General features: G+C 63.4%; 5 protein-coding genes and 1 pseudogene. 1 reads left to right on the top strand and 5 read right to left on the bottom strand.

Annotation, left to right across the window (positions count from 1 at the left end; genetic code table 11):
* A pseudogene (locus tag QZ149_RS06175) lies at positions 1-1,235 on the bottom strand (excinuclease ABC subunit A); the annotation flags it as partial.
* Between the two features lie 57 nt (positions 1,236-1,292).
* On the opposite strand from QZ149_RS06175, the gene QZ149_RS06170 reads away from it, so the two are divergent.
* Positions 1,293-1,574, top strand: coding sequence for a YciI family protein (locus tag QZ149_RS06170; RefSeq protein ID WP_291450447.1), 282 nt, complete (start codon positions 1,293-1,295; stop codon positions 1,572-1,574).
* 66 nt (positions 1,575-1,640) lie between these two features.
* On the opposite strand, the gene QZ149_RS06165 is transcribed toward QZ149_RS06170, so the two are convergent.
* The 4 genes from QZ149_RS06165 to uvrB form a co-directional block, all read right to left on the bottom strand.
* Positions 1,641-4,028: a cation-translocating P-type ATPase gene (locus QZ149_RS06165; RefSeq protein ID WP_291450446.1), complete on the bottom strand. Its 2,388-nt coding sequence runs from the start codon at positions 4,026-4,028 to the stop codon at positions 1,641-1,643.
* Positions 4,018-5,016 (bottom strand): TerC/Alx family metal homeostasis membrane protein, encoded by a 999-nt coding sequence (locus QZ149_RS06160; protein ID WP_291450445.1) that lies wholly within the window; start codon positions 5,014-5,016, stop codon positions 4,018-4,020. Before QZ149_RS06160 ends, QZ149_RS06165 begins: the two co-directional genes overlap by 11 nt.
* A gap of 40 nt (positions 5,017-5,056) precedes the next feature.
* The gene (locus tag QZ149_RS06155) at positions 5,057-6,055 is read right to left on the bottom strand and encodes a TerC family protein (RefSeq protein ID WP_291450444.1); all 999 of its coding nucleotides are present in this window, start codon (positions 6,053-6,055) and stop codon (positions 5,057-5,059) included.
* A gap of 279 nt (positions 6,056-6,334) precedes the next feature.
* Positions 6,335-8,419: an excinuclease ABC subunit UvrB gene (gene uvrB / locus QZ149_RS06150; RefSeq protein ID WP_291450443.1), complete on the bottom strand. Its 2,085-nt coding sequence runs from the start codon at positions 8,417-8,419 to the stop codon at positions 6,335-6,337.
* Positions 8,420-8,442: the final 23 nt, after the last annotated feature.

Here is an 8,442-nt window from a genome sequence, read left to right as displayed (position 1 = left end):
GTCGGGCAGGGAATCTCGCGCATGTACGAGTCGAGCTTTTCCGACACGGCCGCCGACTCGGTCTCCTCGCGCTTGCGCTCGATGTACTTGACCGCACCCTCGAAGCCTGTCGTGTAGGAGCGCTCGCGCCCCCAGCGGTTACGGAACTTGACGGTGACCTCGTAGTCCTTGCCGTACAGGACGGCGTCTTTGACCTTCTTGGGCAGATTCTTCCAGGGGGTCCCCATCGCGAAGCCCAGTTCCTTGGAGAGGGATTCGAGGAGCTTCTTGTGGTACTTGAAGTTAGAGTTCCAGGGGATGACCGCGCCGTCGGCGAGGGAGAGCTCCTCGTCGGGGACGACCAGTTCCGGGTCGACCTCGAGGCGGAAGCCAAGGCCCGCGCAGTCGGGGCAGGCACCGTAGGGGGCGTTAAAGGAGAAGGTGCGCGGCTCGATCTCGTCGAGCATCAGCGGGTGGTCGTTGGGGCACGCGCGCTTCTCGGAGAAGCGGCGGCGACGCTCCGGATCGTCGGCATCAAGGTCGACGCAGTCGATGACGACGAGGCCATCCGACAGGCGCAGGGCGGTCTCGACGGAGTCGGTGAGGCGCTGGCGCATGCCCTCGCGAACGACGAGACGGTCGACGACGACCTCGATCGTGTGCTTGAGCTTCTTCTCGAGCTTGGGTGCGTTCTCGAGGCGCACCATCTCGTCGTCGATGATCGCTCGGGTATAGCCCTCGGAGCGAAGCTCGTCGATGAGGTCCTGGTACTCGCCCTTACGGCCGCGCACGACCGGGGAGAGCACCTGGAATCGCGTGCCCTCATCCATCGTGCGCACACGGTCGACGATCTGCTGGGGTGTCTGTGCCTGGATGCGCGCCCCGCACTCGGGGCAGTGCGCGACGCCGGCACGCGCGTAGAGCAGACGCAGGTAGTCGTGGATCTCCGTGATCGTGCCGACCGTCGAGCGCGGGTTGCGCGACGTCGACTTCTGGTCGATGGAGACGGCGGGCGACAAGCCTTCAATGAAATCAACATCCGGCTTGTCCATCTGGCCGAGGAACTGACGCGCGTAGGAGGACAGGGACTCGACGTAGCGGCGCTGCCCCTCGGCGAAAATCGTGTCAAAAGCGAGGGAAGACTTACCGGATCCGGACAGGCCGGTGAAGACGATCATGGAGTCGCGGGGCAGCTCGAGGTTCACGTCCTTGAGGTTGTGTTCGCGGGCACCCTGGATGATTAGCTTGTCATGCACCCTTTGATCCTATCCGTCCCCTGGGCAAATTCGCGGATCAGGGCTAGTGTTATGCGTATGGCATACTACGCAGTCGAATACGTCTACAACCCCTCCATGACCGAGACGATGGACGAGGTCCGCCCGACCCACCGCGCGTTCCTGTCCAGCCTGCTCGAACAGGGAATCAACGTCGCGTCCGGTCCCCTCGCTGGTGAGGTTCCCGGCGCGCTGATTCTCATCAACGCCGAGAGCCAGGCCGACGTCGAGCAGATCCTCAATCAGGATCCCTTCTACGTCGCCGAGGTCATCCAGGCTCGTCTTATCCGCGAGTGGAATCCCGTCATCCGGGTGTTCTGAGTCGCCTCCACGCACGAGGCCGGGGCGGGGTTCTTCCCGCACCGGCCTCGTGTCGTGTCCACCCAGCTATTGCTCGAGCGAGCGGGCGAATTGTCGGGCGTAAAAGATGCGCTGAGCGACTTCGATGAGGAAGGCAGCACCCGCGCCGACACACAGGACGAGGAGCCACTCGTGCGTGGTCGGTGCCACGGTTGAGAAGAAGTGGCGAACAGGCGGGATCAAAACACCACCAGCGGTTGCGGACGTGACGGCCACGAGCAGAACCCACTTCCACAGGGACAGCGGTCGCGACGTAATGACCAGCAGCCAGATCGCTCCGAGCATGAGGGAGAGGATTGCCGCCGTCGACTCGCGGTCCTGCGGGCCGTCGGCAATGCCAAAAGCGGTCAACGCGGCAGCCGCCAGGATGACACCCGTCGGCATTGCCAGAGACAGCGTACGCTTGAGGAATCCAGGCACATAACGACGCGGGTTAGGCCACAGCGCCAGGAAGAACGCCGGGATACCGATCGTCAGGGAGTCGATGTAGCTGAACTGGCGTGGCAGGAACGGATAGCGCCAGCCGACCAGTGCAGTCACAATCACGAGGACAGCCGCGTAGGTGGTCTTGGCCAGGAACAGCGAGGACACGCGCTCCATGTTCGCAATGATGCGGCGGCCCTCCGACAAAACGCCCGGCAGGACCGAGAACTTCGAGTCAACGAGGACGATCTGCGCAACCGCCTTCGTGGCCTGCGTGCCGTTGCCCATGGCGATACCGAGGTCAGCATCCTTGAGCGCGAGGGCGTCGTTCACGCCATCGCCCGTCATCGCAACGCAGTGCTCGCGGGCCTGCAGAGCACCGACCATCGCACGCTTCTGCTCGGGCGTCACGCGCCCGAAGACATCATGCTTCTCAATTGCGTCGATGAATGCCTCGGAGGAAAGGTCCTCGGGCAAGTCGCGTGCATCCATGAGACGGGCGGGCATGCCGTCGGGCGCCGTCAGTCCAGCCTGGGCGGCCAACGCGCCGACCGTTGTCGGATTGTCGCCCGAAATGACACGCACGTGCACGCCCTGAGAACGGAAGTAGTCGAGCGTCTCGGCCGCGTCTTCGCGCAGGTCCTCCTCCAGGACCACAATCGCGGCAACCTCGCGGGCGTCCGGCAGATCATCGTCCACGACAGCCGAATCCGCGCGGACGAGTGCGACGACGCGGGCTCCGCTACTCGCAAAGCCACCCACCCGCTCCAGCAGAGCCGAGTTTTCAGCCACGGCCTCGTCGATGACGATCTCGGGGGCACCCAGGATCCAGGACTCGCAGTCCGTGCCCCATGCGCTCCACTTACGCGCCGACGAGAACGGAACACTCCACTGCGGGCGCGCTTGAGCACCCGCCAATGCATCCTCGTCGAGGAAAGACCAAATGGCCTGCGCGGTCGCGTTCGTGCGGTCACTCGAGGCAGTCGCGAGCGCACGGCGAATGAGTGCCTCGTCGCCCGAGATCACGTCGATCTGGCGCACGCGGATGCCGCCCGTCGTGAGCGTGCCCGTCTTGTCCAGGCACAGGCAGTCGACGCGGGCGAGCACCTCGACGGCCGGAAGTTCCTGCACGAGGACCCCGCGCCGGGCCAGCGTCGCCGACCCAATCGCGAAGTTCATCGAAGTCAGGAGCACGAGGCCCTGAGGGATCATGCCGATGACCGAGGCAACCGACAGGACCAAGGCCTCTCGCCAATCCCCGCCTAAGCCGCCCGCGATGCGATTCTGCGAATAGAACGTCAAGGCAACAATCGGCAGCAGCATGACCGAGACAACCTGCAGGACACGATTAATCGACACCTGGATCTCGGAGATCGTACGAGTGAAGGCGCGTGCCTGCTCGGACAGGCCCTGCGCGTAAACGCGCTCGCCGACCGCCGTGGCGATCATGCGTCCCGATCCGGCAACAACGCTCGTGCCAGCCAGGAGCTGATCGCCCTCCTTCTTCTTGACCGGGCGCGACTCACCCGTCAGCAGCGACTCATCGATCTCGATGCCTACCGAGGCCAGCACCGTACCGTCCACGCTCACCTGGTCGCCGAGTGCCAGCTCGATGACGTCATCGAGCACGACGTCGCGAGCAGGGATGACCGACACCTCGCCGTTACGCAGGACGGAGGCTTGCGGTGCATCCACGATTGCGAGCGAATCCAGGGTGCGCTTGGCGCGCAACTCCGACATGATACCGATGACCGCATTAATGACCATGACACCGCCGAAGATGCCGTCGCGCAGGTCGCCGAATAACAGCACGATGATCGAGGCACCCACGATGATCGCGTTGAAGAGCGTGAACACGTTCTCGCGGACGATGGATACCACCGACCGCGACGTACGGTCCTTGACGCGGTTCACCGCGCCGCGCGACATGCGCTCGAACACCTCGTCGGTGCTCAGACCGCGCTCGTCCGTGCTCGCCACCTCAGTTACCATGGGCATCCCCCTCATCCATCGCGCTACGAATCAGCGACGCGACAACAGTAACCGCCAACGTCACGACGATGACGCCCAGCGATACCGATACGGAAATCTCCGGTGCCCACTCCACGCCCGATCCCCCATTGATAAACGGCAGAGTGTTCGCATGCAACGCCTCAAGAATCAGCTTAATGCCGATGAAGCTCAGGATGACGCCGAGGCCGTAGCCCAGGTACACGAGCTTGCTGAGAAGAGCATCCACTAAGAAGAACAGCTGGCGCAAACCCATCAGCGCAAACACGTTGCACGCAAAGACCAGGAATGCCTGCTGCGTGATACCGAAAATCGCGGGAATCGAGTCAAACGCGAACATCAGGTCCGCCGAACCGAGGGCCAGGACAACGACGAGCATCGGCGTGATGTAGGTGCGCCCGCCGTGGCGGAAGAGCATACGGTTGCCAATGAAGCCGTCGGTGATCGGGAGAACACGCCGAACCGCGCGGATAAAACCACTCTCGTGGTATTCCTCGTCTTCGTCGCTCCCCCGCGCTGTCTCGCGAATCTGGCTGAACGCGGTCCACAGCAGCCAGAGTCCGAAGATGAAGAACACCCACGAGAAGCGCGACACCAGCGCGGCTCCGAGGAGGATGAACACGAGACGCAGGAGCAGGGCGATGACAATGCCGAGGAGCAAGGCTTTCTGCTGATTCTCTCGAGGAACGCGGAACGCCTTGAGAATCAGGATGAACACGAAGAGGTTGTCGACGGACAGGGACCACTCCATGGCCCATCCCGCATAGAACTCCTGAGCGTAGAGCCCCCCGTTTGTCAGCCAGATACCGACGCCGAAAAGCCCGGCGAGTCCGACGTAGAACAGGGTCCATCGAGCGGCCTCGACCGCTGTGGGCGGGTGCGGGTTGCGCGCATGACCGAGGAAATCGATCACGACCAGGCCGATGGCCGCAAGAGCGAGGATTCCCCACGCCCACGGGTGAATAACCATGAATACCCCTTAACTATTTGACCGCGGCATCATAGCACCCTTACGCCGCGCTATCCTCGTCTCCACGCTGGGAGCGTGACACCGCCAGGGAGGCAGCGACCGTGATGAGAATGGTGACCACGATGAAGCCGAGCGAGAAGGCGATGTTCGGCTCGGGAACCGCAACAATGGGTTGCCCGCCGTTGATGAAGGGCAGCTCGTTCGTGTGCAGCGCGTGGTTGATTAGCTTGAAGCCGATGAAGCCGAGGATTGCTGCGAGTCCGTAGTGCAAGAAAATGATGCGGTCAAGCAGACCATTGATGAGGAAGTAGAGCTGACGCAAGCCGAGCAAGGAGAACGCGTTGGCGGCGAACACCAGGTACGCCTCGTTGGTGAGCGAGTAGATCGCGGGGATCGAGTCGACGGCGAACATGACGTCGGCTGTGCCCACAGCGATGACGCACAGGAGCATCGGGGTGAGGTATGTGCGGCCGCCGTGGCGATAGAGCATGCGCGAGCCGATGAAGCCGTCGGTGACGGGCACGATCTTCGACACCCACCGCACGATTGACGGCGGGCGGTATTCGTCTTCCTCCTCCTCGCCTACGCCCTCGCGGACCTGATTGATGGCGGTCCACAGCAGCCAGGCTCCGAAGATGTAGAACACCCACGAGAAGTTTTCGATGAGGGCTGCGCCCGCGAGAATGAAGATGAGGCGCAGGATCAGCGCGATCACGATGCCCGCCAGCAGGACTTCCTGCTGATCCTTTCGGGGCACGCGGAAGCTCGAGAGGATGATGACGAAGACGAACAGGTTGTCGATGCTGAGCGCTTTTTCGGTGATATAGCCGCCCAGGTATTCCTGACCGTACTGCGGTCCCCACACGGCCCAGACGATGCCGCCAAAAAGGAGGGCAATCGCGATGTAGGCGACTGACCACCAGGTGGCTTCCTTGAGGGTGGGTTCGTGGGGTGTGCGAACGTGACCGACGATATCAACGGCGATCATGGTCAGGATAATGCCAGCCAGGACGATCCAGGCGAGCGCGTGCACGTGCATACGTGGGGCCTCCGGTACGAGTCGGGTACCGGAGGTCTCCTCCCGCCAGGAATCCCTGGCCGGTGGCGCCGGAGGCCTCGCCGCGTGGGCGGGGCCGTCGTGATGACGACGCCACTGTTTGTGGGAGTACTCCCCTCCGCTAACGCCGTCTAGTTTAGTGGGGCGGCTGCGCGCGCGTCCACGCCCGAGCAGTGGCATCGGTCGCTTAGCGCCGCGATTTCTTAGGAACGAGGCAGTGGCTGCCTCGTTGCTCAGCGCGAGGCAGGTGGTTGGCGGGCGTCAGTGGGCGCGCTTCATGGCGCGCAATTCCTTCTTGAGATCCTCGATTTCGTCGCGCAGGCGCGCGGCAACCTCGAACTGGAGGTGCTGAGCGGCGGTCATCATCTGGGCGGAGAGTTCTTCGATGAGTTCGGCGAGTTCCGCCTCCGCGCGCTGACCAGGATTCGAGATGGCGGGTGCCTTCGCAGCGGCACCGCGGTCGCGTGCGCTCTTCTCCTTGCGATATCCGCCCTCAAGAAGCGTCTGCGTGTCGACCTGTTCGCGGGCGAGCATATCGGTGACGTCGGAGATCTTCTTGCGCAGCGGCTGCGGATCGATGCCGTGTTCCTTGTTGTAGGCGATCTGGATCTCGCGGCGGCGCATGGTCTCGGAGATGGCCTCGTTCATCGAGTCCGTCATATTGTCGGCGTACATGTGGACCTCGCCGGACACGTTTCGGGCGGCGCGGCCAATGGTCTGGATGAGCGAGCGGGTGGAGCGCAGGAAACCTTCCTTGTCCGCGTCGAGGATGGACACGAGGGAGACCTCGGGCAGGTCCAAGCCCTCGCGCAGCAGGTTGATGCCGACGAGCACGTCGAAGATACCCAGGCGCAACTCGCGTAGCAGCTCAACGCGGCGCAGGGTGTCGACGTCGGAGTGCAGGTACTCGACCTTGACGCCGCGCTCGGCCAGATAGGTCGTGAGCTCCTCGGCCATCTTCTTCGTGAGAGTGGTGACAAGGACGCGCTCGTCGCGTTCGACGCGCAGGCGCACCTGCTCAAGAAGATCGTCGATCTGCCCCTCGGTGGGCTTGACGACGACAAGCGGGTCGACGAGGCCGGTCGGGCGAATGATCTGCTCGACCACGCCGTCCGAGCGCTCGAGCTCGTAGGGACCCGGCGTCGCGGACAGGTAGACGGTTTGGCCGATGCGCTGGGTAAACTCGTCCCACTTGAGGGGGCGGTTGTCCATCGCGGAGGGCAGGCGGAATCCGTAGTCGACAAGGGTGCGCTTACGCGACATGTCGCCTTCGAACATCGCGCCGATCTGTGGGACAGTCACGTGGGACTCGTCGATGATGAGCAGGAAGTCGTCCGGGAAGTAGTCCAGCAGCGTGTGCGGAGGGGTGCCGGGACCGCGCCCGTCAATGTGGCGCGAATAGTTTTCCACGCCCGAGCACGACCCGATTTCCTTGAGCATCTCCAGGTCGAAGGTCGTGCGCATACGCAGGCGCTGCTCCCCGAGGAGTTTGTTCTGGCTTCGGAACCACGCGAGCCGATCATCGAGCTCGTCCTCGATGGAGGCAATCGCCTTCTTCATGCGTTCCTCGCCGGCCACGTAGTGCGAGGCCGGGAACAGGTAGGTGTGGTCGACCTGGTTGATGACGTCGCCGGTGAGCGGGTGTAGCACCGCGAGGGAATCAATCTCGTCGCCGAACATCTCGATGCGGATCGCGAGTTCCTCGTACACGGGGATGATTTCGATCGTGTCGCCACGCACGCGGAAGGTGCCGCGTGTGAAGGCCATGTCATTGCGCACGTACTGCATGGCGACGAAGCGGCGCAGCAGCGCATCGCGGTCGATGATCATGCCGCGCTCGAGTTCGATCATGCGCGCCACGTATTCCTCGGGGGTGCCGAGGCCGTAGATGCAGGACACGGAGGAGACGACGACCGTGTCGCGCCGCGTGAGCAGCGAGTTGGTGGCGCTGTGGCGCAGGCGCTCGACCTCATCGTTGATCGAGGAATCCTTCTCGATGAAGGTGTCCGTCTGGGGGACGTAGGCCTCGGGCTGGTAGTAGTCGTAGTAGGAGACAAAGTACTCGACGGCGTTGCCCGGCAGCAGCTCGCGGAACTCGGCCGCCAGCTGCGCGGCGAGCGTCTTGTTGGGTTCCAGGACCAACGCGGGGCGCTGCAGCTCTTCGATGAGCCACGCGGTGGTCGCGCTCTTGCCCGTACCCGTCGCACCCATGAGGACGACGTCCTGCTCGCCATCGCGGATGCGCGCAGCTAGCTCACGGATCGCCTTGGGTTGGTCACCCGACGGCGTGTAGGGGGAGATGACCTCGAAAGGCTTGTCTTGGCGGATGACGGGGGTTTCGCTCACTCCCCTACGCTACCGCCCGCGCC

The organism is Actinomyces sp. ICM47 (genome assembly GCF_905369875.1).
GTDB lineage: Bacteria > Actinomycetota > Actinomycetes > Actinomycetales > Actinomycetaceae > Pauljensenia.
This window is presented reverse-complemented; position numbering and strand designations above follow the sequence as displayed.

Bases quoted from the DNA above. Each gene is read 5' to 3' on its own strand.
- QZ149_RS06170 (WP_291450447.1), top strand. From the start codon at position 1,293: ATGGCATACTACGCAGTCGAATACGTCTACAACCCCTCCATGACCGAG.
- QZ149_RS06165 (WP_291450446.1), bottom strand. From the start codon at position 4,028: ATGGTAACTGAGGTGGCGAGCACGGACGAGCGCGGTCTGAGCACCGAC.
- QZ149_RS06160 (WP_291450445.1), bottom strand. From the start codon at position 5,016: ATGGTTATTCACCCGTGGGCGTGGGGAATCCTCGCTCTTGCGGCCATC.
- QZ149_RS06155 (WP_291450444.1), bottom strand. From the start codon at position 6,055: ATGCACGTGCACGCGCTCGCCTGGATCGTCCTGGCTGGCATTATCCTG.